At 56.5% G+C, this 24,538-nt stretch carries 24 protein-coding genes; 15 read left to right on the forward strand and 9 right to left on the reverse strand.

What is annotated here, in order from left to right:
* Window positions 1-112: 112 nt before the first annotated feature.
* The gene (locus KUF54_RS02370) at window positions 113-601 is read right to left on the reverse strand and encodes a peroxiredoxin (RefSeq protein ID WP_219344913.1); all 489 of its coding nucleotides are present in this window, start codon (window positions 599-601) and stop codon (window positions 113-115) included.
* 138 nt (window positions 602-739) lie between these two features.
* Window positions 740-1,108, reverse strand: coding sequence for an Mth938-like domain-containing protein (locus tag KUF54_RS02375; protein ID WP_219344915.1), 369 nt, complete (start codon window positions 1,106-1,108; stop codon window positions 740-742).
* A gap of 167 nt (window positions 1,109-1,275) precedes the next feature.
* On the opposite strand from KUF54_RS02375, the gene KUF54_RS02380 reads away from it, so the two are divergent.
* The 7 genes from KUF54_RS02380 to moaD all read left to right on the forward strand — a co-directional run bounded on the left by KUF54_RS02380 (window position 1,276) and on the right by moaD (window position 9,174).
* A complete protein-coding gene (locus KUF54_RS02380) occupies window positions 1,276-2,565 on the forward strand; it encodes a pyridoxal phosphate-dependent aminotransferase (protein WP_219344916.1) in 1,290 nt (429 codons plus the stop codon).
* 71 nt (window positions 2,566-2,636) lie between these two features.
* Complete coding sequence (locus tag KUF54_RS02385; RefSeq protein ID WP_219344918.1) at window positions 2,637-3,971, forward strand: homoserine dehydrogenase; 1,335 nt, start codon at window positions 2,637-2,639, stop codon at window positions 3,969-3,971.
* A 121-nt stretch (window positions 3,972-4,092) separates the two neighbouring features.
* Entirely contained in the window at window positions 4,093-5,367 is a 1,275-nt protein-coding gene (locus KUF54_RS02390; protein ID WP_255576235.1) for a hypothetical protein, read from the forward strand.
* A gap of 147 nt (window positions 5,368-5,514) precedes the next feature.
* Window positions 5,515-6,939, forward strand: coding sequence for a threonine synthase (gene thrC / locus KUF54_RS02395; protein ID WP_219344920.1), 1,425 nt, complete (start codon window positions 5,515-5,517; stop codon window positions 6,937-6,939).
* Window positions 6,940-7,067: 128 nt separating this feature from the next.
* Complete coding sequence (gene mobB, locus KUF54_RS02400; RefSeq protein WP_219344922.1) at window positions 7,068-7,625, forward strand: molybdopterin-guanine dinucleotide biosynthesis protein B; 558 nt, start codon at window positions 7,068-7,070, stop codon at window positions 7,623-7,625.
* A gap of 14 nt (window positions 7,626-7,639) precedes the next feature.
* A complete protein-coding gene (gene glp / locus KUF54_RS02405) occupies window positions 7,640-8,908 on the forward strand; it encodes a gephyrin-like molybdotransferase Glp (protein ID WP_219344924.1) in 1,269 nt (422 codons plus the stop codon).
* A gap of 11 nt (window positions 8,909-8,919) precedes the next feature.
* On the forward strand, window positions 8,920-9,174 hold the full coding sequence (gene moaD / locus KUF54_RS02410) for a molybdopterin converting factor subunit 1 (protein ID WP_219344925.1): 255 nt from the start codon (window positions 8,920-8,922) through the stop codon (window positions 9,172-9,174).
* A gap of 112 nt (window positions 9,175-9,286) precedes the next feature.
* Here moaD and KUF54_RS02415 read toward each other — a convergent pair whose 3' ends face one another.
* Window positions 9,287-10,582 (reverse strand): amidase, encoded by a 1,296-nt coding sequence (locus KUF54_RS02415; protein WP_219344927.1) that lies wholly within the window; start codon window positions 10,580-10,582, stop codon window positions 9,287-9,289.
* 202 nt (window positions 10,583-10,784) lie between these two features.
* Here KUF54_RS02415 and KUF54_RS02420 point away from each other — a divergent pair, with 202 nt between their 5' ends.
* Window positions 10,785-11,141 (forward strand): recombinase family protein, encoded by a 357-nt coding sequence (locus KUF54_RS02420; protein ID WP_219344929.1) that lies wholly within the window; start codon window positions 10,785-10,787, stop codon window positions 11,139-11,141.
* 101 nt (window positions 11,142-11,242) lie between these two features.
* Here the strand turns inward: KUF54_RS02420 and KUF54_RS02425 are convergent, their stop codons facing one another.
* Window positions 11,243-11,566 (reverse strand): hypothetical protein, encoded by a 324-nt coding sequence (locus KUF54_RS02425; protein ID WP_219344932.1) that lies wholly within the window; start codon window positions 11,564-11,566, stop codon window positions 11,243-11,245.
* A gap of 14 nt (window positions 11,567-11,580) precedes the next feature.
* Window positions 11,581-11,835, reverse strand: a complete 255-nt coding sequence (locus tag KUF54_RS02430) for a hypothetical protein (protein WP_219344934.1) — start codon at window positions 11,833-11,835, stop codon at window positions 11,581-11,583.
* 53 nt (window positions 11,836-11,888) lie between these two features.
* Here KUF54_RS02430 and KUF54_RS02435 point away from each other — a divergent pair, with 53 nt between their 5' ends.
* The 6 genes from KUF54_RS02435 to KUF54_RS02460 all read left to right on the forward strand — a co-directional run bounded on the left by KUF54_RS02435 (window position 11,889) and on the right by KUF54_RS02460 (window position 19,270).
* Window positions 11,889-12,347 (forward strand): molybdenum cofactor biosynthesis protein MoaE, encoded by a 459-nt coding sequence (locus KUF54_RS02435; RefSeq protein ID WP_219346233.1) that lies wholly within the window; start codon window positions 11,889-11,891, stop codon window positions 12,345-12,347.
* A gap of 262 nt (window positions 12,348-12,609) precedes the next feature.
* Window positions 12,610-15,222 carry an ATP-dependent chaperone ClpB gene (clpB, locus tag KUF54_RS02440; RefSeq protein WP_219344936.1) on the forward strand — a complete coding sequence of 871 codons (2,613 nt, stop codon included), beginning with the start codon at window positions 12,610-12,612 and terminating at the stop codon, window positions 15,220-15,222.
* 27 nt (window positions 15,223-15,249) lie between these two features.
* Window positions 15,250-15,603, forward strand: a complete 354-nt coding sequence (locus tag KUF54_RS02445; protein ID WP_219344938.1) for a hypothetical protein — start codon at window positions 15,250-15,252, stop codon at window positions 15,601-15,603.
* Window positions 15,604-15,805: 202 nt separating this feature from the next.
* Window positions 15,806-17,245, forward strand: coding sequence for a coniferyl aldehyde dehydrogenase (locus tag KUF54_RS02450; protein WP_219344940.1), 1,440 nt, complete (start codon window positions 15,806-15,808; stop codon window positions 17,243-17,245).
* Window positions 17,246-17,513: 268 nt separating this feature from the next.
* The gene (locus KUF54_RS02455) at window positions 17,514-18,038 is read left to right on the forward strand and encodes a GNAT family N-acetyltransferase (RefSeq protein ID WP_219344942.1); all 525 of its coding nucleotides are present in this window, start codon (window positions 17,514-17,516) and stop codon (window positions 18,036-18,038) included.
* A 32-nt stretch (window positions 18,039-18,070) separates the two neighbouring features.
* Window positions 18,071-19,270, forward strand: a complete 1,200-nt coding sequence (locus tag KUF54_RS02460) for a methyltransferase (RefSeq protein ID WP_370627572.1) — start codon at window positions 18,071-18,073, stop codon at window positions 19,268-19,270.
* 8 nt (window positions 19,271-19,278) lie between these two features.
* Here the strand turns inward: KUF54_RS02460 and KUF54_RS02465 are convergent, their stop codons facing one another.
* The gene (locus KUF54_RS02465; RefSeq protein ID WP_219344944.1) at window positions 19,279-19,806 is read right to left on the reverse strand and encodes a hypothetical protein; all 528 of its coding nucleotides are present in this window, start codon (window positions 19,804-19,806) and stop codon (window positions 19,279-19,281) included.
* Window positions 19,807-19,998: 192 nt separating this feature from the next.
* Between KUF54_RS02465 and KUF54_RS02470 the strand changes: the two genes are divergently transcribed.
* Window positions 19,999-21,024: a tRNA-dihydrouridine synthase gene (locus tag KUF54_RS02470; RefSeq protein WP_219344946.1), complete on the forward strand. Its 1,026-nt coding sequence runs from the start codon at window positions 19,999-20,001 to the stop codon at window positions 21,022-21,024.
* Here KUF54_RS02470 and KUF54_RS02475 read toward each other — a convergent pair.
* From KUF54_RS02475 to KUF54_RS02485, 3 genes are all read right to left on the reverse strand, one after another.
* Window positions 21,019-22,668, reverse strand: coding sequence for a phosphatidylserine/phosphatidylglycerophosphate/cardiolipin synthase family protein (locus KUF54_RS02475; protein WP_255576237.1), 1,650 nt, complete (start codon window positions 22,666-22,668; stop codon window positions 21,019-21,021). The genes KUF54_RS02470 and KUF54_RS02475 overlap by 6 nt on opposite strands.
* Before the next feature lie 109 nt (window positions 22,669-22,777).
* The gene (gene ribD, locus KUF54_RS02480) at window positions 22,778-23,887 is read right to left on the reverse strand and encodes a bifunctional diaminohydroxyphosphoribosylaminopyrimidine deaminase/5-amino-6-(5-phosphoribosylamino)uracil reductase RibD (RefSeq protein ID WP_219344950.1); all 1,110 of its coding nucleotides are present in this window, start codon (window positions 23,885-23,887) and stop codon (window positions 22,778-22,780) included.
* Between the two features lie 75 nt (window positions 23,888-23,962).
* The gene (locus KUF54_RS02485) at window positions 23,963-24,538 is read right to left on the reverse strand and encodes a GspH/FimT family pseudopilin (protein WP_219344951.1); all 576 of its coding nucleotides are present in this window, start codon (window positions 24,536-24,538) and stop codon (window positions 23,963-23,965) included.

A 24,538-nucleotide genomic window follows, 5' to 3' on the forward strand; every position in this document is an offset into this window, starting at 1 on the left:
ACAGTGAATTCTGTATAGCGCTGAGGCATGAGCCCATTATGCATAGGCTATGTGCGGCTCAAAGCAGTATTTCCTGTTTTGCCTCGTTAAAGGTATTTCAGTAGCGTGTGGCTTAAGCCACTTTCTTGTCTTGAGCCTTCAGGGCTTTGACGGCCTTGAGCACTTCATCGACGTGACCGGGAACCTTGAGGCCGCGCCATTCTTGGGCCAGCAGGCCATCGGCGCCCACCAAGAAGGTCGAGCGCTCAATGCCTTTAACCTTCTTGCCGTACATGATCTTGTTTTTGACCACGCCAAACATGTGACACATTTTTTCTTCGGTGTCAGCGATCAGCTCGAACGGCAGTTCCAGCTTTTCCTTGAAGTCGTTGTGCGAGTTCATGTTGTCGCGTGACACGCCAAACACAGTCGCTCCGGCCTTGACAAAATCCTTGTACTTGTCACGGAACTGCATCGCTTCCGTGGTACAACCGGGAGTGTTGTCCTTGGGGTAGAAGTACAGAATCAGAACCTGGCCATTGTGCGAGGTATTTGACACCTTGAGGCCGCCGGTGGCGTTGGCTTCAAATTCTGGAAGGGGTTTGTTGACAACGATCGCCATGCGTTTGTATCTCTCGGGTGTGTTCGTTGAAATGCCGAGGGCCTTGGTGCTGATTTTGTTTTTATCGTCGACTGCCCCCAGCCGCAACCTGCGATTTTACCCTGAAATACGTATTTTTCTCAATATGCGAGTGCAAGGCTATGCCAACAGCAGGGCTGCGACGACGTTGCGCCCTTCGCTAGCCAGCACGTTATAGGTGCGGCAAGCCGATGCGGTGTCCATGGTTTCTAGGCCGATGCGCTTGAGCATCAAGGGTTTGAGCCAGGCCATAGGTGGAAAGCGGTTCTTGCTGCCGCTGCCAAACAAAATCACTTCCACATCCAATTGAGCCAGCTCTTCAAAGTGCGCTGCGGTCAAATCTTCAAACTTCATGCAGCTCCAAGGCGTAAGCAGGCCTTGCGCCCCTATTAGCAAGCTGGTTTCGTGCTTTTGACTGTCAACAGCAATCCAGCCCGGACCGTAGCCGGTGATGGTTTGAGCGTCCGATTTGTCTGACTGGAATTTCATGATGGCTAGTGTGCGCAATCAGGGTGATTGACGGGGGCGATGGCTGCTGTCTCCATGTGACTTGGGTGGGGACATTGCTGCAGTGCGGAACTGTGTTCAAATTATAGGTTTCACCATGGGGGTTTATGCCGCCATGGCGTGCCTGAAATCCTTTTGCATTGATTCGCATGAAAATCGTTCAAAAATCCGCCAAGTTAGCAAACGTCTGTTACGACATCCGCGGGCCGATCATGGACGCGGCGAAGAAGATGGAAGACGACGGTCAAAAGATCATCAAGCTCAACATCGGCAATCTGGCCGTATTTGGCTTTGACGCCCCTGAGGAAGTGCAGCAGGACATGATCCGCAACCTGCCTAACTCGGCCGGCTACTCTGACAGCAAAGGCATTTTTGCCGCCCGCAAGGCCGTGATGCACGAGACGCAGCATCAAGGCATCAAGGGTGTGACGCTGGACGATATCTATCTGGGTAATGGCGCCTCTGAGCTGATCAGCATGGCCACCAATGCGCTGCTGGACACTGGCGACGAAATGCTGCTGCCCGCGCCTGATTACCCGCTGTGGACGGCTGCAACCAGCTTGTCTGGCGGCACGCCCGTGCACTATATGTGCGACGAGGAAAACGGCTGGATGCCGAATATGGCTGACATTCGCGCCAAGATCACACCGCGCACCAAGGGCATCGTCGTCATCAACCCGAACAACCCTACGGGGGCGCTGTATTCCACCCAGCTTCTGCTGGAGATCGTGGAGCTGGCGCGCGAGCATGGCTTGGTCATCTTTGCGGACGAGGTCTATGACAAGGTCTTGTATGACGATGTCAAGCATGTGCCTTTGGCAAGCTTGTCGATTGATGTGCTGACACTGACCTTTAACTCCCTGTCCAAGGCTTACCGCTCCTGCGGCTACCGCGCGGGCTGGATGGTGATCTCGGGCGACAAAAAGCCTGCCAAAGATTACATCGAGGGCCTGAACATGCTCTCGAACATGCGCCTGTGCGCCAACGTGCCCGGCCAATGGGCTGTGCAAACGGCGCTGGGCGGCCACCAGAGCATTGACTCGCTGGTGCAAGACGGCGGTCGCCTGCGTATTCAGCGCGATCTGGCTTGGGAGCTGATTAACGCCATTCCCGGGGTGAGCTGTGTTAAGCCGCAAGGCGCGCTGTATATGTTCCCGCGTCTTGATCCTGCGGTGTACCCCATCACGGATGACCAAGAGTTTTTCCTTGAAGTGCTGCAAGAAACCAAGGTCATGCTGGTGCAGGGTACGGGCTTTAACTGGCCTAAACCGGATCACTTCCGTATCGTCTTTTTGCCTCATGAGGCGGACTTGCGTGAAGCCATTAACCGCTTGGCGAGCTTCCTTGAGAAGTACCGCAAGCGCCATGGCACCGACAAGCCCAAGGCGGTGGCGACTGAAAAGACACTGAAATCCGTCAAGGCTGATAAAGCCGCGTAACACTTTCTTTTTGATAGCTTGATATCCATTGTTTATATGGACTTGAGCGCCTTTTGACCTTTAAGTAGTTTATGAAACCCATCCAAGTAGGCCTATTGGGCATCGGCACCGTCGGTAGCGGTACTTTCAATGTGTTGGAACGCAATCAAGACGAGATTCGCCGTCGTGCGGGTCGCGGCATTGAAATTACGATGGTGGCCGACTTGGATACCGAGCGCGCCAAGAGCGTCGTGGGTGACAAGGCCAAGGTCGTGGGCGATGCCCGTGAAATCATTGCCAACCCCGAAATCGACGTGGTTGTTGAGCTGATTGGCGGCTACGGCATTGCCAAGGCGCTGGTGCTCGAAGCGATTGCCGCTGGCAAGCATGTGGTCACCGCCAACAAAGCGCTGCTGGCTGTGCACGGTACAGAAATCTTCAAGGCTGCGGCTGAGAAGGGCGTGATCGTGGCCTATGAAGCGGCTGTGGCCGGTGGCATCCCCATCATCAAGGCGCTGCGCGAAGGCCTGACAGCCAACTCCATCCAGTGGGTGGCCGGCATCATCAACGGCACAACCAACTTCATCCTGTCCGAAATGCGCGACAAGGGCCTGGATTTTGACGTGGTGCTCAAAGAAGCACAAGCGCTGGGCTACGCAGAAGCCGACCCTACTTTCGACATTGAAGGTGTGGACGCTGCCCACAAAGCCACGCTGATGAGCGCGATTGCTTTTGGCATTCCTGTGCAGTTTGACAAAGCCTATGTGGAAGGCATCACCAAGCTGTCTGGCGCTGACATCAAGTACGCCGAGCAACTGGGCTACCGCATCAAGCTGCTGGGCATCACCAAGCGCACTGACAAGGGCATTGAGCTGCGCGTGCACCCCTCGCTGGTGCCAAGCAAGCGCTTGATCGCCAATGTGGAAGGCGCCATGAACGCCGTGGTGGTGAACGGCGACGCCGTGGGCACCACGCTGTACTACGGCAAGGGCGCAGGCTCTGAGCCTACCGCTTCGGCTGTCATTGCTGATTTGGTGGACATCGCCCGTTTGCACGGCGCTGACCCCGCGCACAGCGTGCCGCCTTTGGCTTTCCAGTCGAGCTCGCTGCGCGAAGCGGGTCAAGAGTTGCCCGTGCTGCCCATGTCTGAAATCGTCACCAGCTACTACCTGCGCATCCGCGTGGCGGATGAAGCGGGCGTGCTGGCCCAGATCACCACGCTGCTGGCCAATGCCGGTATCAGCATCGACGCTGTGATTCAGCGCGAAGCCGATGAAGTGGGTGGCGAAGGCTCTACCCAGACCGACTTGATCATCCTGACGCACGACACGCGCGAAGGCGATATGAACAATGCGCTGGCTGAAATTCAAGCCCTGAGCACTGTGCTGGCGCCTATCACGCGCATCCGCAAAGAAGAGTTGAACTGATAGCTTCGCCTGAGGCGCTATGCGCCTTCCCCCTCTCTGCTTCGCGGATGGGGGCGACGGCCTCGATGTCTTTAAGTTGGGGTGTGCCAGTTTGTGTTCCGTGCTTTTCAGGAGAATTCCGATGTCCTGTTTCGCTCGACTAGAAAATTTCTCCGCTCAGTGCAATCAGCGCACAGCGTTGTTCAGCAAAGGCTGGCGTCATTTGGCGCTGGCCTTTTTTGTTTTGACGGTCGCCGCCGCACAGGCCGCGCCAGTCGATGTCTATCGCGGCACGCTGGGTGGGTCTGAGGTGGTCCTGGAGCTGGGCCAGCCCAAGGCCGATGGTGAGCGTGATGGGCGCTATTTCTATCTGCGCCATGGCGTGGATATTCCGCTCAGAGGCTCGCTCGATGCGCTGGCGGAAGGCCTGCCGCTCAATAATGGCTGGAGCCGCACGCAGGGCGAAACGCCGCTGCTTGCCGATGCCAAGCAGCGCAGCGTGAACTGGCGTGTGCAACATCAGGGCGATGAGCTGAGCGGCGAATGGGTGGATGGCATTCACGGCAAAAAACTGCCGCTAAGTCTTAAGCGCATCGCGCAATATGATCCTGAAAAGATAGCGCCACATGGTGTGGAAGCGGTGACTCTGGCGATTGTTCAGGGTGCTGGCAGCGGTGTCGCGCAAGGTGTTGGCATCAGCGAAAAGAACACGCCTTATGACTATCTGCGCGTGGCCAAGCAACCGCTGGAGCAGGGCAAGGAGGTGGTGATTGCCTCGGGCTTGGCTTGGAGGCCCGTACGTGATGCGCGCACCAAGCTCTGGTACCCGCGCCTGACGCGCCACCCAGATGCCAAGATGCTGGCTCAGACCAATGCTGTGCTGGAGCAGCGCCACTGGGGTATGAATCTGGAGGCATTGGCTTGCCGAGCTTCCATCTACTGGAGCAATGGCCCGGAAGCGGGGACTTTGGGCAACTTAAACGACGAAAGCATTGCCGTCACCTATTTGAGTCGCGCCATGATGAGCGTGGTTGAGTCAGGCTCCTCCGGCTGTGGTGGCGCGCACCCTAACAATCATTACGACCCCTTTGTGCTGGACTTGCTGCAGGGCGGCTATATGGACTTCACGCGCTTGTTCAAGGGGGCAAGGTATGGCGAATACAAACTGGAGTTCAGCTCCGAGATGGGTCGCTTTATCCGCAAATCTGTGGGCAAGTATTCCGAGGATGACAAGGAGTGCACAGACTTGCTGCCGCAATATATGGCGCTGATGCTCAACAAGCCCGACAAGATGGGCTTTGTGATCTCGGGCATAGGTCATGCCATGGGTATGTGCTTGGGCAGTGGTGTGGATATCCCTTTCAAGGATCTCAAGCCCTATATCAAGCCCGGTGCCGAGCGCTATTTCCAGCCCTGAGCGGTTTTTGAGGCGGCCGCGTTGGCCGGTCTCTGCATTTGCGCATGGTGATTGCGGGCCTGCTGACCGATAATGATGAGATTAGGCAGCCTAACCTCTGCCCGTATTGACTGCACGTTCTGAATTTTTGTTTTTGGCGAGTTTGAGATGCTGTATCTGTCCACCCGCGGCCATGCTGACCGCAAGCGTTTTTGCGATATTTTGCTGGCTGGCCTGGCACCCGATGGTGGCTTGTACCTGCCCGTCGAATATCCCCAGATCAATGATGCCAAGCTGACCCAGCTGCGCGAGACGCTGGCCACCAAGGGCTATGCGGCTTTGGCTTTCGAGATTTTGTCGCTGTACATCGACGATATTCCCGCTGACGACCTGCGCGCCCTGTGCGCCAAGACGTATACCAAGGAAGTCTTTGGTACGGATGCCATCGTGCCCGTGCGCCAACTCGATGGCGTGCTGCACATCGAAGCTCTGTCCAACGGCCCCACGCTGGCCTTTAAAGACATGGCCATGCAGCTGCTGGGCAATCTGTTCGAGTACGAACTGACACGCCGCGGCGAAGAGCTGAACATTCTGGGCGCCACCAGCGGTGACACCGGCAGCGCGGCTGAATACGCCATGCGCGGCAAAAAGGGTGTGCGCGTCTTCATGACCAGCCCTCACGGCCGCATGAGCCCCTTCCAGCAGGCACAAATGTTCAGTCTGCAAGACGAGAACATTCACAACATCGCTATTGAAGGCGTGTTTGATGACTGCCAGGACATCGTCAAGGCGGTTTCTAACGACCACGCCTTCAAGGCGCAGTACAAGATTGGCACCGTCAACTCCATTAACTGGGCGCGTCTGCTGGCGCAGGTGGTGTACTACTTTGCGGGTTACCTGCAAGCGACAAAGAGCAACGACCAAAAAGTGAGCTTCACCGTTCCGTCGGGCAATTTTGGCAACATCTGCGCTGGCCATGTCGCCCGCCAGATGGGTCTGCCCGTCGCCAAGCTGGTGGTTGCCACCAATGAAAACGATGTGCTTGACGAGTTCTTCCGCACCGGCGTGTACGTGGTGCGTGGTTCGGCCAACACCTATGAGACATCCAGCCCCTCGATGGACATCAGCAAGGCCAGCAACTTTGAGCGCTTTGTGTTCGACTTGGTCGGCCGCGATGGTGAGCGCACCAAGCAACTGTTCGATCAAGGCGTAGCTAAGGATGGCAAGTTTGACCTGAGTGCCGACCCCGCCTTCAAGGACGCGGCTGCCAAGTACGGTTTTGTGAGCGGCAAGAGCACGCACGCAGACCGCTTGGCCACCATCAAGGACACGTTTGACCGCTTCGGCCAGATGATCGACACCCACACCGCCGATGGCGTGAAGGTGGCGCGCGAGCACTTGGGTGCCGAGCCCATGCTGGTGCTGGAAACCGCTCTACCCATCAAGTTTGCCGCGACGATTGAAGAAGCGCTGGGTCGATCGCCCGATCGCCCCGCCAAGTTCAACGGCATCGAAGACCTACCCAAGCGCGTGGTGGTCATGGCGTCTGACGTGAACAAGGTCAAGGCCTTTATCACCGAGCACTGCAAATAAAGCATTGCAGCGCTAAAGTTGAAAAGCACCTGAAGCTTGGCGACAGGTGCTTTTTTTATTGAATGAAATTGGCATCAAGTCCTTATTCATAAATGACTTGATGCTATTAAAAGCATATTGAAATAAAGATGAAGGTCATAGGCTTTGCCGGATATTCAGGCGCAGGCAAAACCACGCTGGTCGAGGCGCTGGTGGCGCTGATGAAGCAGCGCGGCTTGCGCGTCTCGGTCATCAAGCACGCCCACCACCACTTTGATGTGGACCGTGAAGGCAAGGACAGCTGGCGTCACCGCAAGGCCGGGGCCTATGAGGTGCTGCTGGCCTCTGATCAGCGCATGGCGCTGATGCGTGAATATCCGCAGCCCACAGAAGTCAGCGTGCATGACATGCTGGCGCAGCTGGACCCGTCTGTGGACTGGGTGCTGGTTGAAGGCTTCAAGCATGGCGATGTGCCCAAAATTGAAGTCTGGCGCGAGCAGCAAGACCGGCTGGATAAGGGCAAGACCATAGAGCCTATGTTTGCGCACGACGCCAAGGTGCTCGCCATTGCGACCGATACTCCCGCCTTGTTGCCCAGCCTGCCAGCCCAGCCTGTGCTGGATTTGAATCAACCGCAGGCCGTTTTGCAATGGCTTTTGGCCAATGCCGATGCTCTCAAATACAAGACCTTCGAATACAAGAATTAAGGAAAGACGCCGCAATGCAAGCAGCACAGACATTTCGCCAGCCTTTGAAGCCTCTGGACGACGCTTTGCAGGAGCTTTTGGCCCATGCCAAGCCCTTGGCGGGGTCGCAGCAAGTCAGCACGTTTGATGCCGATGGCCGTGTGCTACTCCAAGCTGCAGTCTCGCCGCTACAAGTGCCGCCGCAAGATAACTCGGCCATGGATGGCTATGCCGTGCGCGCTGCCGAATGCGTAGTCAATGGCGCAGGGGGCGAAGCCGTGCTACCGGTGTCGCAGCGCATTCCTGCTGGTGTTGCGCCCGATGCGCTGGCGCTGGGCTCGGTCGCTCGCATCTTCACCGGTGCGCCTGTTCCGGCTGGCGCCGATGCCATCGTCATGCAAGAAGACTGCGAAGTGCTTGAAGAAGGCCGCGTGCGCATCAAGACTCAACCTAAGACAGGCCAGTGGATTCGCCGTGCGGGCGAGGACATTCGCCAAGGCGCGACGGTGATTGAGGCGGGTGTGCGGCTCACGCCAGCGCATCTGGGCCTGGCCGCCAGCATGGGTTTTGCCAGCCTCAACGTGGCCCGCAAGCCGCGTGTGGCTTTGTTCTCTACGGGCGATGAACTGGTCATGCCCGGCACCGTGGCGCCGCAGGACATGAAGCCCGGCAGCATCTACAACAGCAACCGCTTTTTCTTACGCGCTTTGCTGCTGCGCATGGGTTGCGAGGTGACGGATTTGGGCATCGTCCCTGATGACCGCGAAGCCACGATTGCGGCGCTGGCCGATGCTGCGATGGATCACGATGTGATTGTTACCAGCGGCGGCGTCTCTGTGGGCGAGGAAGACCACATCAAGCCTGCGGTGCAGGCCTTGGGCCAACTCGATCTTTGGCAAATCAACATCAAGCCCGGAAAGCCTTTTGCCTATGGCCGCGTCAATCGCGAATCGGGCACGGGCTTTGCCCATTTTGTGGGTTTGCCCGGTAACCCGGTCTCTGGCTTTGTGACTTTTCAGGTGTTAGTGCGCCCCTTCTTGTTGCGCTTACAAGGCGTGCAAAACGTGCTGCCGCGCTCCATTGAGGCGCGGGCGGACTTTGCCCTTTCCAAGAGCGACAAGCGCCGTGAGTTTCTGCGCGTGCGCTACAACGAGCGCGGGGGCTTGGAGCTGTTTAAAAACCAAAGCTCGGGGGTGCTGACCTCCACGGCTTGGGGCGATGGCGTGGTGGACAACCCCGCTGGCACCACGATTGCGGTGGGCGACAGCGTGCGCTTCATCCCATTTTCGGAACTCATGGCTTGAAGGATCGCCTCATGAACACGATCACGGTTAGATATTTCGCCTCCATCCGCGAGGCTTTGGGCGTAGGCAGCGAAAGCTTGCAGACTGCAGCCCTCACCGTTGGTGCCTTGCGCGAGGAATTGATGAGCCGCAGCGACGCGGCAGCAAGCGCTTTGGCTGCTGGCAAGGCCGTGCGCATGGCACTGAATCAGGATATGTGCAGCGCAGACGCCGTGTTGAAAAACGGCGATGAGGTGGCGTTTTTTCCGCCGGTGACTGGTGGCTGAGCCTATTGATGGCTGTTGACTTGCTGCTAGCTAGTCTCAGTAAAAAAAGCGCTCATCTGAGCGCTTTTTTGATGGCCGAGCTGCTATGGAACAGCAGCTCGATTGAGAGGGTTTAACGCGCTTGCGTGATGCCCTTGGCTTCGACCATCTGCGCAAGCTTGAGCAGATCGCGGTCACGGCCGCGTGGGCCGACCATGCACAGGCCGGCAGGAGCCTGTGCTTTGCTGGGTACCGGCATGCTGATGGCGCATCGGCCCGAAATACCGGCGATGCAGGTAAGTTGGAAGGTTTTGGCGCGTGCGGCCTCAATCACCGAGCCGCCCAGCGCCGCTTCGGTGCGCAGCGGTGCGAACGATGAGGCCGATGGCAGCAGCAGCACAGAGTCACCCAAAGCTGCATCGATGATGGCGCGGGCTTGTAACAGCACGGCATCGGCTTCTTTGAGGCTGGCTTCTGTCTGGCGTGAGGCGCTTTGGAAGCGGCTTTTGACATCGGGGTTGAGGCTATCCCAATGGCGCGAGATCCATGCGCCGTGGGCTTGCCAAACTTCCCAGCCTTGACGGGTTTGAAAGGCCTTAACCCACGCTGCCAGTTGGCGGGTATCAAAGAGCATGTTTTGCAGCGCTGGCAAATCACCACCCCAAGAGCTTAGAGTTTGTTTGAGCAGATCAGCTACAGGCGCATCAGCAATATCCATCAAGCTGGAGGCAACGACGACTTTGGACAGAGCCTGCTCGCGTGCGGCAGGCAGTAGCGCGTCACCAGCGCGGCGCAGTGTGGTCGCGTCGCGGCAAATCCAGCCCACTGTGTCGAAAGACGGGGCCAAGGGAATCAGTCCTTGAACAGAGACTGCTCCATGGCTTGGGCGGATGCCCCACAGCCCTTGGTAGGAAGATGGAATGCGGATGGAGCCGCCGGTGTCAGTGCCCAAGCCAATGTCGGCTTGGCCCAAAGCAACTGCGCTTGCCGGGCCAGAGGTGGAGCCGCCCGAGATGCGATCTGGTGCGCGTGGGTTAGGGGGCGTGCCATAGTGGCCGTTGGTGCCGGCGAGGCTGTAGGCAAACTCATCGGTGCGCGCCATGCCTTTAATGGATGCGCCTGCATCTAAGAGTTGCTGAATAGCAGGGGCGCTGGCTGTTGCTGCACGGGTTTGCTGGGCCAGCCATTGCTCGTTGCCAGCGCCGGTGACTTGGCCTTTGACGGCAAACAGATCTTTGACCGCAACGCTCAGGCCGCTGAGGGGGCCGTTGCTGGAACCTGCAACTAGAGGCGTTCCGTAGGTGCGCCACACGGTGCTATCAAAGGCCTTGGTTTGGCGAGCAGGAGCGGCGATACCGCAGGCACTCAAAGCCGTGGTTGCAGCAGTCGCAGCGGAGGCTTGGAGAAAAAAGCGGCGGGAGGCTGTCATACGAGTCATTTCACTTCAACTAAAGAATAATCTATCAAAGCAATACTCGTGCCACTCATTTTGAGTGAGGTGCTCACTGTTTTGGTGCATTGCTTTGGCGGTTATTGCTCGGAGTGATGCTTTTTTTGACTCGTTTAGGTGCGCTGCCGTTCCTGTTATGGTGCGAGGGGCCGACAAGAGCCTGTTCTTTTCCTTCAATGCCATGACCGACACCACTGATTTGCAGCCCAAGGCGGGTAAGTCGCCAGAGATCAATGCCGAGATCAGCTCGCGTACTCGCAAAGCGCTCTCCGAAGCACGCGAGCGCGGCGTCAAGCTGGGCACAGCCGGCGCGGCCAATATTCGCGCGACGGTTGAAAAGCGCAAATCAGCCGCTGATGCCTTTGCCAAGCAGCACGAAGCGCTTTTTGCGCAGCTGCAAGAAAAAGGCCTGACGCACCGCGCCATGGCTATTGAACTCAATGCCCGGGGCATTGCCGCAGTCAAGGGCGGCGAATGGACGCACGGCCAAGTGCAGCGCATCTTGAATCGTTATGCAGACTGGGCTAAGGCTGAATAAGTTCGCCCGAACATTCAAAGAAAAAAGCCGTGCAGCATCTGTTGCACGGCTTTTGTTTTGATAGCAGCTACTGCATGTATCTATTGGACTTGCGGCTTGATTTACTCACAAGTGCTGGCGGGCAGCTGCGGTGCGCGCCATTCCAGTAGCTCGGCCATGCGCTGCACAATCCAGCTAGCTTCTGCGGGGCTGACTACCGAGCCTTCAGTTGCCAGACCTGCATGCATTCCTAGCAGCACCAGCTCTTCAGACGAATTGCCCGAGTGATAGAGCGTCTGCGCCTGCTCAGTGAGGTGGCAGGCCAGGTCTTCACACAGCTCATAGCGCTGCACCACCTCGTCAATGGAGGCAGACAGCTTGCCGCTGCGAGTGCGAAACAAGTCCGCAAAACTGGGCGGCGGCTGAATCTGGCTGGTGTCGTCCATCTGAGCTTGCCTTTTTAGCTAGGCTCAAACAGGCGCTCAAAGCGCGCCAGATCGTCGGCAAGCTCGCAGGTAATGAGCTGACCAGACTTCTTATCTGCTTTGCGGTGGGCGGCAAACAAGCTGGCTTTGCCTTTGAAGTTGTAGTCAGGCAGGTGAATCAGCTCATAGGCATAGGGCACGAAGATCTGATGTTCAAAGATCATTCGGTGCTCGTTACGAGGCGACGGGTACAGGCTGTACTCAGGGAGATTGATGGTTTGCGCGGGCATGGCCCAATGCTAATGCGCAGCGCATGACCATGCTGGCCTGCGACAATGCAGGCATGACTGCTGCACGTGTATCTATCCAAAACCAAGACTTTGACCTAAGCGCCGAAATCGCGGCCCTGCGAGCGGGCGATGCGCGAGTAGGTGCTGTTTGCAGCTTTGTGGGCACGGTGCGTGACCGCAATGAGGGCGATGCCGTCAGCAGCATGGAGCTGGAGCATTACCCCGGCATGACCGAGAAAAGCATAGAAGCCATCATTGACAAGGCGGTAGAGCGCTTTGGCATCTTTGGGGCGCGTGTCATTCACCGCATTGGCCTGCTGCAGCCTATGGATCAAATTGTTTTAGTTGCAGTGACCAGCGCCCACCGCGGCAAGTCTTTTGAGGCCTGCGAATACATCATGGATTACCTCAAGTCCGAAGCGCCCTTCTGGAAAAAAGAGCAAACCGAGCAGGGCGCCCGCTGGGTGGATGCGCGAGTTAGCGATGAAGATGCGCTGGCAAGGTGGAAGTGATTTTCTGAGTGAGCTTGCTGTTTTCTGCCAACGACTCACTGAGTTAGAGTTTTTTGAATAAAAACAGCTTCATGTCCTTATGCATTATTGACTTTTAGCTATGTTTTTTGAGTGATTGCTGGCTTGGCCTGTTTGTTGATTTAGCGCAAATCAGCTTGCTCTTTGGGCTGTTTTCCTATTTTTGTTGCAGGCTCTGGTCTTGAAAATCACCGCATGGCTATCAGATAAATCGCAACGAATCTGATTGGAGCGAAAGCACATCATGCGAATTGACAAACTGACGACCAAATTCCAGGAAGCTCTGGCCGATGCGCAGTCTTTGGCGCTAGGTGCGGATCAATCCACCATCGACCCGCTGCACCTGCTGGTGGCCATGCTGCGCCAAGATGACGGCCCGCGCGCCCTGTTGCAGCGTGCCGGTGGCAATGTGCAGCAGCTCAAGAGCTTGGCCGAGCAGGCCATGGGCGACCTGCCGCGCGTGCAGCAGCAAGGCGATGTGCAAGTGGGTAGCGAGCTAGGCCGCTTGCTACAAGCTACAGAAAAAGAAGCACTCAAGCGTGGTGATCAGTTCATTGCGAGCGAGCTGTTTTTGCTGGCGCTGGCCGACAGCGCTGCCTCGGCGACGCGTGCCGGTGCCTTGCTCAAGCAAAGTGGCGTGAGCAAGTCCAGCTTGGAAGGCGCGATTAACGTGGTGCGCGGTGGCCAGAATGTGGACAGTGCGGAGTCCGAAGGCCAGCGCGAAGCGCTGAAAAAATACACCATGGACCTGACCGAGCGTGCCCGCATGGGCAAGCTGGACCCGGTCATTGGCCGTGACGATGAAATACGCCGCGCCATTCAGGTGCTGCAGCGCCGCAGCAAGAACAATCCTGTGCTGATTGGCGAGCCCGGTGTGGGCAAGACGGCTATTGTGGAAGGCCTAGCTCAGCGCATCGTGGCCGGTGAAGTGCCCGAGAGCCTGCAGAACAAGCGCGTGCTATCGCTGGACATGGCGGGCCTGCTGGCCGGAGCTAAGTACCGTGGCGATTTTGAAGAGCGCCTGAAATCTGTGCTTAAAGAGCTGGCGCAGGAAGAAGGCCGCGTCATCTTGTTCATTGACGAAATTCACACCATGGTGGGCGCAGGCAAGGCTGAAGGTGCGATGGATGCCGGCAATATGCTCAAGCCCGCTTTGGCGCGTGGGGAGCTGCACTGCGTGGGCGCCACCACGCTGGACGAATACCGCAAGTACATTGAAAAAGATGCTGCGCTGGAGCGCCGCTTTCAAAAAGTATTGGTGGGCGAGCCATCGGTGGAAGACACCATCGCCATCTTGCGCGGCTTGCAGGTGAAGTATGAGGCGCACCACAACGTCGATATTACGGACCCCGCTATCGTTGCTGCAGCAGAGCTGAGCCACCGCTACATCACCGATCGCTTTTTGCCAGACAAGGCCATTGACTTGATCGACGAGGCTGCGGCCAAGATCAAGATAGAGATGGATTCCAAGCCCGAGGTGATGGACAAGCTTGAGCGTCGCATGATTCAGCTCAAGATCGAGCGCGAAGCCATGAAGCGCGAGAAGGACGAGTCCTCGCAAAAGCGCCTGCAACTGATCGAGGAAGAACTCGAAAAGCTGGAGCGTGAATACGCCGATTTGGAAGAAATCTGGAAGGCCGAAAAAGCCAGCGCGCTGGGCTCTGAGCAAATCCGTAAGGAAATTGATCAGTTGCGCATTCAGATTGAAGAGTTCAAGCGCAAGGGTGACTTCAACAAGGTGGCTGAGCTGCAATACGGCAAGCTGCCCGCGCTGGATAAACAGCTGCACGAAGCACAGGCCAAGGAAGCCGGACCTGGCGCAGGCAAGGCCAACAAGCTGCTGCGCACGCAAGTGGGCGCAGAAGAAATTGCCGAAGTGGTCAGCCGCGCCACGGGAATTCCTGTGGCCAAGATGATGCAGGGTGAAAAAGACAAGCTGCTGCAGATGGAAACCAAGCTGCACGACCGTGTGGTGGGTCAGGAAGAGGCGATTGCTGCAGTTTCCAACGCCATCCGCCGCTCGCGCTCGGGCCTGTCTGATCCGAATCGCCCCACAGGTTCCTTCCTGTTCCTAGGCCCTACGGGTGTGGGCAAGACCGAGCTGTGCAAGGCGCTGGCGGGCTTCTTGTTTGATAGCGAAGATCACTTGGTGCGTATTGACATGAGCGAGTTCATGGAAAAGCACTCTGTGGCCCGCTTGATTGGTGCGCCACCCGGGTACGTGGGCTACGAAGAGGGCGGCTATCTGACAGAAGCTGTGCGCCGCAAGCCCTATAGCGTGCTGCTGCTCGATGAGGTGGAAAAGGCTCACCCCGATGTCTTCAACGTTTTGTTGCAGGTGCTCGACGATGGCCGCTTGACCGATGGTCAAGGCCGTACGGTGGACTTCAAGAACACTGTGATCGTGATGACCAGCAACATTGGTTCACATTTGATTCAAGCCATGGTGGGTGAGGATGCGGATGATGTGAAAGAAGCGGTTTGGGGGGAACTAAAAAACCATTTCCGACCCGAATTCCTCAATCGCATCGATGAAACCGTGGTCTTCCATGCACTGGATGCAAAGAACATCGAGGCGATTGCCAAGATTCAGTTGAAGTTGCTGGAAAGCCGCTTGCAGCGTATGGAGTTGAGCATTCAGGTGTCCGAGCAGGCATTGGCTGAGCTGGCTAAGGTTGGTTTTGATCCGGTGTTTGGTGCTCGTCCGCTCAAGCGTGCCATCCAGCAGCGTATTGAAAACCCTTTGTCTAAGTTGTTACTCGAAGGAAAGTTCCCGCCCAAGAGTACGATTGCGGTGACAGTAGACCCAGTGACTGATCCTGGGGTGTTTAGGTTCGAATCCTCAGGCGAGTCCTGAGGGCTGAACGCATAGAAAGGTATTACTTTGAACGATTTCGCCACCACTGCAACTCGCTGGGCCGTCCGCATCGTGCTGATGCTGGTGGGCTTGGTGTTCTTCTTATGCTTGATGGCTGTGGCCAGTCTGATTGCCTTGGTATGGGGTGTGCGTGCTGTGTGGGCCAAGCTCACCGGGCAGCCCGTTGTTGCGATGAGCATGGGGCCTATGAGTCCATTTGCGGGCTGGCAGACGGTGTACCGCTCTGGCTCAGAATGGATGGCGCAGTCGTCCTCGGGCAATACCGAAGCCAAGCAAGAGGCGCGTGAAGCGCGCTCGCGCCGCGGCGTTCTCACAGGCGCTGGCGAGGTGACCGATGTGCAGCCCCGTGAGGTGCAATAGTCGTAAGTTGAACAGGTAAATTAGCGACTCATTCAAGCCGTTAATTCAATCCGCTGATGCGACCCTACAAAAGAGCCTGTGCAGTGTTGCATCAGGCTCTTTTTTTACGCGGCACTTACTCATCATTTACGCGTCATTTACTCGTCAGTCATGCAGACTCGCGTTATCGTGACAGCAGTGTTTTTTGAAATTTCAGACAGGTATGAACAATATGGACTTGCATCGCATTTTTGACTTGCAATATCAAGCCAGCCGCGCGCAGGTCGATGTACCTTTGCTAGTGCGGCGCGAGCGATTGCTGCGGCTGCAAAAGATGCTGGATGAAAATGGCCCAGCACTGTGCGCGGCAGTAGAGCAAGATTTTGGCGTGCGCTCTGAGCGCTGGACCGAGATGCTGGACTTGATGCTGGTGCGCAATATGCTCAAGCACACGCTCAAACGTCTACCTCAATGGAGCAAGCGTCAGCGCGTCAGCACACCGCTGATGCTCCAGCCCGGCAAGGCGTGGATAGAGCGCCAGCCATTGGGTGTGGTGGGCATCATCTCGCCTTGGAACTATCCAGTGCAGCTGTCTCTGGCCCCAGTAATTACCGCCCTTGCTGCGGGTAACCGCGTCATGCTCAAGCCCAGTGAGCTGACGCCGAATACCTCGGCCAAGATGGCTGAGTTGGTTGCTCAATTCTTTGCGCCTGATGAATTCAGCGTGATCGAGGGCGATGTGGGTGTGGCTACGCAGTTCTCGGGTCTTCAGTTCGATCACCTGCTGTTCACAGGTTCCACCGCTGTTGGGCGGCGCGTGGCGCAGGCCGCTGCAGTGCATTTGACGCCGACAACGTTGGAGTTAGGCGGCAAGTCACCCTGCATCATTGCGCAGGATTGCGATATGAAGGCGGTAGCTCTCAAGGTGGCTTACGGCAAGCTAGTCAACGCGGGGCAGACCTGTATTGCCCCCGACTATGTGCTGCTGCCGCGTGGGCAAGAGCAGGCTTTTGCTGAGGCTTTTAAGGCCGCTGTGCTCCAGCTTTACCCTCGTATCTCTGGCAACCCAGACTACACCGCAATCATCAGCAAGCGCCACCTGGCAAGGCTTAAACAGATGCTGCGTCAGGCCGAGAGCCTGGGCGCTCAGGTGTACTGGATGCATGAGGCCGGTGCGCCTGCAGCGGATGGGGATTCCACGGTATGGGGAGACGCGGTTGAGCGCCAGTTTGCCCCGGCCTTGGTGTTTGGTGCTACCGGCGAAATGCAGGTGATGCAAGAAGAGATTTTTGGCCCCATCCTGCCCGTTATCTCATACGAGCGGATTGAGGATGTCATCAACGCCATCAATGCCAGCCCGCGTCCGCTGGCGCTGTACTGGTTTGGCAACAATGAGGCCGAGCGTGATGCGGTGCTGCTGCGCACGGTCAGCGGCGGCGTTTGCGTGAACGACACCTTGCTGCATGTGGCGCATGACAATTTGCCGTTTGGCGGCGTGGGTGAAAGTGGTTGGGGCGCTTACCACTCAGAGCAAGGCTTTCTGCGCTTTGTGCATCAAAAAGCGGTTTTCGTGCAGTCGCGCTGGGCTGCTACGGCAATGCTTTACCCGCCATTTGGCGAAAAGTTTGATCGCGTGATGGCGTTTATGCGCCGCTGGTTGTGAGTACCTTAAGTGGATGCTGTCTGCTTCAATCACCTGCGCCGGTGATTTCTACGCTCTTTGTTTCGCATCAAATATGACGCAAGCCTTTGATTAGTGTGGGCTCACTGCTCTTCTTTAATGAGCGCATAGCACATAGACTGCTGTAGGGCAAGAAAATGCGAACAGCCGCAGTCAATCGAATGGCTAACAACCATGCGGCGTACGAAAACTCTGAATTTGTAGACAATTGCGCCCTTCTATTCTTACATGTTTCTGCCCCGGTTTTTCCATGTCTAGTATCCAGGTCCGACCCGCTACTCTTCGCGATGCAAAAGCGATTGCCCAGATCCATACTGCTTCCGCACTGGAGGCTTATCGAGGTCTGGTTCCCGATGATCAACTGAAGACTATGTCCTCAGTTGAAAAGCGCCAAGCTTACTGGCGCGAAGCTATTGAATTTTGTGAGCCGCAGGTCCAGGTCGCTATTGACGGCGACAAAATCGTCGGCTTTGTCGGCTTTGACCGTTCCCGTGATGAAAAATCTCGCCAGACAACAGGTGAGATTTGGGCTATCTATGCCGCGCCTACACATTGGAACCAAGGCGTTGGCGTGGCTCTGTGGGATGCTGCTCGTGACGGTTTGTTGGAAGAGGGCTGCACAAATGTGACAGCTTGGATTCCACTGCGTAACGAGCGTGCCCTGCGTTTCCATGAAATGGCAGGCTTCAAGCGTGAGATGTCCACCGCCAAGACGGCAGTGATTGGCAGTATCAAGATTGAAGAAGTGCGCGTAAAGCGCCCCCTGAACGGCTAAATCAGCCCATCAGCCCCTTTGAAAGACAGGCCGTGAAGACCATCAATAACAACAACGTCGCGGCCTCAGTCTCCGCCTATCAACCGCTTGAGTGGCAAGAAAAGGGCAAGCCTCGCGTTGCTCTCTGGCGCACAGAGAGCAGCCTGCCGCAGCCCAAGCGCATTGAGCTGGCTGATGACACTATGCCTGCTGATACGGCGTTTCGTCATATCAGCGAAGGTGCATCGCTTATCTGGCGTGGTGACTTTCAAAACGCCCGCCAGCTTTTGGTTGCGTTGGGCCGCAGGCTTGAGAAAAAGCTGACGCGCCGCAAGGCAGCTGCCGCAGCTGAAATGACCTTCCCGCACGGTTTTCACTTGTTTCGTCAGACTCAGGCTCAGCGCGCACGCGTGCTGGCCAGCATTCTGATTGAGCTCGATGAGCAATGGCATTGCGCTTTGCGCCGCGCTCCCGACTGGAGCGTTGCTTGTACTGAAGCCTGGGGCAAAGCTCCCAAGCAGGGCGCTGCGCAAACGGTGCTGGTTCCCTTGCGTGATTTGCTCGGCGTCGTCGGTGCCCATGAATGGCGCAAAACAGGCTTGGAGCTTGCTGCATTGGATGGTGAGCGCATTCATGCCCATTACGGCGTGTTTTCGCCCGTGCGTGGTGAGTACCTTGAACTGGTGGCTCGTACGCCCATTCCAGCCGCTGGCATGCAGCAGGCTTGGGATATTGGCGTGGGCACAGGCGTGCTGTCGGCTCAGCTCTTCAAGCGTGGCGTGAAGTCCATCGTGGCGACCGACATGAGCGAGCGTGCTCTGATTTGCGCTACAGAAAACCTGCAACGCTTAGGCCATGCTGCCAAGGTAAAGCTGCAGCAAGCGGATTTGTTTCCCGAAGGTCGTGCCGGCCTGATTGTCTGCAACCCGCCATGGTTGCCGGGCAAGGCTGCGTCACTGCTTGATCAGGCCATCTACGACGAAGACAGCCGCATGCTGCGTGGTTTTGTTAAAGGCTTGGCAGCGCACCTGCAACCTGGCGGCGAAGGCTGGCTCATCCTGTCTGACTTGGCTGAGCACCTGAAGCTGCGCTCGCGCGAAGAATTGCTGGGCTGGATTGAGGCTGCGGGCCTGAAGGTGCTGGGACGCGAAGACATTCGTCCCAGCCATGGCAAGGTACAAGACGGTGAAGACCAGCTGCACGCTGCACGCGCTGCAGAAGTCACCTCGCTGTGGCGTCTGGCTGCAATTTAAGCGAAGCGTTAAATCAGAGAAGGCTCAGGGACTGAGCTTTCCTGTGTTTCGTTGATGGCCTCGCCACTTTCATCGTGGCAGGCCAGCAAAGCAGCCAGTCGCTCGCGTAGCGACTGCGCTCGCTCCTCCCCTGCGTACTCTTGTACCGCCGCTAGAAAACACTGACTGGCATTGCGTAAGCTGCTTAAATCTCGCGCTTCTCGCAGTTGCTTACGCAGCGTTTGAGCAAGCGCTTCGTGACGATTGGCAAATAGTCGCTCGCACAAGTCAAACAAATACATGCGTGTACCTGCCAAATTGATGGCTGGCGCTAATGCGGGGCTACTGATCTTGCTCTCGCCAGTGGTGATCAGTGTCAGATAGCCCTGTGCCACCAACTGCTGAGCCAGTGCGGCATGATCGCTGCCCAGCAAGGCTTGGAGTTCCTCCATGCTTTTGCCGCCGGCCATCAATAGCAAAGAACGCGCACGCTGCGGTAACTGGCGCGTTCCGGGTTGAAGTTCCTCTTGGGCCTTAGCGGTTTTTTGCAAAATCATGGGGGTGCTGTCTGGCGCAATACAAATGGCGATGCGCTATTGCATGTGCTGACGATGACACGGGTGTGAATCTGCTCCAATGCGCAGTGAATCACTTGGATTACGCTTGCAATCCATAGAGATTGCTTCTGAATTAATAGCTGTAAGCGCCTTGTACATAAGCGCTACAGGTCAATTTGATTTGAGTCTGAAATGAGACTGCTGCTTGCGCCCATGGAGGGGCTGCTCGATTTTGTGCTGCGTGACGTACTGACCCGGGTGGGGGGTGCAGACCGCTGCGTGTCTGAATTCATTCGCGTCAGCGGTACTTTGCTGCCCGACAAGGTGTATTTTGGCATCATGCCCGAGCTGCGCAACGGCAGCAAAACGCTGGCGGGTGTGCCTGTGCGGGCGCAACTCCTTGGCTCAGACCCTGTAAGCTTGGCTGAGAATGCAGCCAGTCTGGCAAGACTGGGGCCTGAGGGAATTGATCTGAACTTTGGTTGCCCGGCCAAAATCGTCAATCGCCATGGCGGCGGTGCGTCGCTCTTGCAAGACCCTATGCAGATCGCCCGGGTGGTGGAGGCCGTGCGCAAAGCCGTGCCAGCGCATTTGCCCGTGTCGGCCAAGATGCGCTTGGGTTTTAACGACAAATCACTGATGACCGAGTGCGCGCAAGCTATGGAAGGCGGCGGCGCTTGCGAAATTGTGGTTCACGCTCGAACCAAACTCGATGGCTATCGCCCACCAGCATTCTGGGAAGAGATTCCGCGTATCCGCGAAGCCGTGGGTGTGAATGTGGTCGCCAATGGCGAAATATGGACGGTGCAAGAGGCCTTGCGTTGCCGTGAAATCTCGGGCTGCGACGATCTGATGCTGGGGCGCGGCATTGTGGCTGACCCCGGGTTGGCTTTGGCCATCCGCAAGGCGTTGGAGGAGGGTACTAACACGACTGAGGCTGGCATTGACTGGCTGGTGGTGGTTCCGCAGGTGCAGCGCTTTTGGCAGATGGTTTGCGAAGACCTGGAGCCGCGCCAGCGCGCTGGCCGACTTAAGCAATGGCTTAATTTGATGCGCAGGCGCTTTCCCGAGGCGGAAATTGCCTTTCAGGAAGTTCGCACACAAACAGATCAAAGCACCATCGAAGATTGGGTGCAGGCCTTACCCCAGCGTGATTTGCAAAAAGAATGGGTTTGGCCGCAGGCGGAGGTTGGGTCTGGGGTGAAGTCAGGCCTATAGCAGGCTGTCTGGAGCTAGCGGCCCAATCAACTGCAACATAAGGCGCAGGCCCAAGCTGGCATCGGGCTCCGAATGCGCGTCGCTCAGGCCGCTGTCTTGCGGGGCTCGCCAGATTAGTTTGCCGTTGGGAGTAATTTCAACGCGCCAGCTGTTTTCGGGCAGGCTCTCGTCAATGCTGTCGCGGGCTTGCTGGCTGAAGGTTCGGCTGGCAATGAGTAGCGCCAACTCGGTGTTCTGGTGTTGGGATCGCATATCCAAATTCATGGAGCCAACAGCGACAAGCCGCCCATCAATTACCAGCAGTTTGGTGTGCAGCATGGCGCGAGATGCGCCCGTGCTCCCGCTAGCACCGGTGCTGCCTGAACGCAATGCGGAGCGCACGTTGGCCGCTTCGCTACGCATCTCGTGCAGAGTGATGCCAAGCTTTAGTAATTCTTTGCGGTGGCGGGCATAACCGGCATGTGCTAGCGGAGCGTCGTTAGATGCTAAGGAGTTGGTCAGAATGCGAATGCGCACGCCTTGCTGGCGAGCGGCGCGAAACGCACTCATGATTTCAGGGCCGGGCACAAAGTAGGGTGAGACAACTAATAAGTCTTGCTTGGCTGAGCGAATCAAGGCCAGCAAGCCATTCACAACAGACTCGGTGTTCAAAACCGGAGCGGCAGCAGCCAATGTTTTTCCCGGCTCAGTAATAGAAGAGAGCAAGGTGCTTTCTTGCGAATCAAAACTTTCTTCATCGCTTTCAGTCGGAATCTTGGCAGGGCTATCTGCTAGAACCATGGCCTGAGCCCAAACCCAAGGAATTTGGCGCAAGTTCAGCGCCGTATCGTCTTGGTCGGTATCTGTGGTTTGTGCTTGGGTTGAAGTAGTTTGCGTTTTGGAGTCTTCCTGCTCAAACTGGCTTTTGAGTTTGAGTAGCTCTTGTTCGCTAATTAATGACTGCACGGGATAAGCGCGTACGTTGTTCCAGTAGCGATCAAAGCTGCGCGACAGATCTTTGACGATGGGCCCGCCAGTGAGTACATCAAGATCGACAAAATTACCATCGTTGGATGCATCAAAGTAGGCATCCCCAAGGTTGCGCCCTCCAATGACAGCCAAAGTGTTATCGGCCGCAAAAAGCTTGTTGTGCATGCGCTGCTGGGCGCGCTGAAAGTCGGTCAATATCGTCCAAGCGCGACCAATGGTTGACGCGCGTGAGCCTGCCAGCGGGTTAAACATGCGCATTTCTACATTCGGCACAAAAGCTAAGCGCATGACTTGTGCATTTGCACCTGTGCTGTGAAAGTCATCCAGCAAGACACGTACTCGCACACCACGCCGGGCAGCATTGACAATGGCGCGCAGCAATTGACTTGTTCTATGGTCTGCATGAATGGCGTAGTACTGCAGATCCAGTGTTTTTTGCGCATTCTCCACCAACGCCATGCGACTGCTGAAGGCTTGTTGCGGCCCGGAGATCAGAGTGAAAGCAGAAGCGTCTTTTTTGGTATTGGCAGGACGATTTTGCTCAATGAATGCTCCGAGATTCGTGTTTTGAGGTTGGCTCAATGCTGCGCTGACGGGGCGCTCCACCTCTTTGGGTAAAGAGGAGGCACAGCCCGTCAGCAGCAGAGTTGCAGCAATGCAGACAGCAAGCGCCATGCGCTGTAGCGGCCTGAGTCGCGAAGATGTGAGGTGGAGAGAGACGAGAGCCTGCATAGCTATCTTTTAACCGATGCTGGCGTTCATCACATGTCAGACATCGACTTTGCTAGAACTTGTCACGACCTTGAACTCTGGCGACGATGCGCAGGTCAGGGCCTAATCGCGTCACATCATGAAACTCAAGTTGCAGGCCTTCGCTGAGTTCATTCAGGGGGCCGAAATTGACAATGCCCATGGCGCCTGTGCCCAGCAGTTTGGGCGCTTGGTAAAAAAGAAACTCATCGACCAACCCTTCGCGAATCAGCGAGCCATTGAGTTTGAAGCCTGCCTCCACATGCAGCTCATTGGTGCCGCGCTGTGCAAGATCACGCATCATGGCTGCCAAATCGACTTTGCCTGCTGCATTAGGCATATGTATAACCGTAGCGCCAAGTCCATGTAATTGCTCTATTTTGGCTTGGTTTGCGCTGCAAGTGTAGATAAAACAAGGACTAGCTGCTTTTAAAATATGAGCATCTAGTGGAATGTCCAGCTTGCTATCAACGACAGCAATGCGCGGTTGGCGCGGCGTTGGTATATCGCGCACGTTCAGCCGTGGGTTGTCGGCCAGTACAGTGCCAATGCCGGTCAAAATCGTGCAAGCGCGTGCCCGCCATGCGTGTCCATCCAGTCGGGCTTGGGCGGATGTTATCCATTGGCTGTTGCCGTTATGCAAAGCCGTCACGCCATCGAGAGAACTGGCTGCCTTCATCCGCACCCAAGGCGTGCTGCGAATCATGCGACTGAAAAAGCCGAGGTTGAGCTCACGAGACTGCGCTGCACCGGGGCCCACTTCCACTTCAACACCTGCTGCGCGAAGTCGATCAAAGCCACGGCCTGCAACCTGAGGGTTGGGATCTGTCAGCGCGCCAACAACTTTGCCAATACCTGCGGCAATGAGTGCATTACAGCAAGGGCCTGTGCGCCCATGGTGCGAGCAGGGCTCTAAAGTGACATATGCGGTTGCGCCGCGTACATCTCGGCTCTTTGCCGCTGCATCTCGCAGTGCCATCACTTCTGCGTGTGGGCCGCCAGCTTGCTGGGTAAAGCCTTGACCAAGGATCTGGCCTGAGTCATCAACGATCACGCAGCCAACGCGTGGGTTGGGAGAGGAAAGAAAAAGCGCCTGAGCAGCTTGCTCAAGCGCTTGGTGCATGAAGTGGGCGGTATAAGTCATCTGCCGCAATGTTAGCGTCGATTACTTGATGCCAATTGGCTCTGTCAAAGAAGCAGAGTCCTTTGCAGTCAATGCTTAGTTCACTGCACTGGTCGTGCAGCTGGTATCCCCTGACGGCTTGCAGGCTCGTACACGACCTGTGCGAGCAACGATGACAAGTCGGCTTTGCTCTGGTTCTTGCGCTGCCGTTATATCGTTGCGCTTGATGGTGAGCGTTAGGTTTGTTACACCATTACCGCCGATAGTGCGAGCAAACCCAGAGCTGTCGAAGCCAATGTAAGGGGGCGATGCCGCTGCGTTGTTGTTTCCTGTGATAGAAATGTAGCCCACGATCGCTGCCTGAGTTTGGACTAAGATATCCGTACCTTCTGTATATGCATTGTCGGCATTCATATCTACAAAAGATATCCATCCACTGCTCCATGTGGATGCGTCATTGGGTGTGACTAATGCATTACGACCCACTTTCATCGCTTCACCCCGAGCAGAATTAATGGATCCCACCAGTTTGTTGGCAATGGATGTCAATTCTGAGTTTCGTTGAAAACTGACAAAACTAGGGACGGCCAATGTAAGCATGACGGCAAGCACCATCATGATCACCATGAGTTCAATCAAGGTAAAGCCTGCGCTTTGCTGTGGGCTTTTCAT

Source organism: Comamonas sp. Y33R10-2, assembly GCF_019355935.1.
In the GTDB taxonomy this organism is placed as follows: Bacteria; Pseudomonadota; Gammaproteobacteria; order Burkholderiales; family Burkholderiaceae_C; genus Comamonas.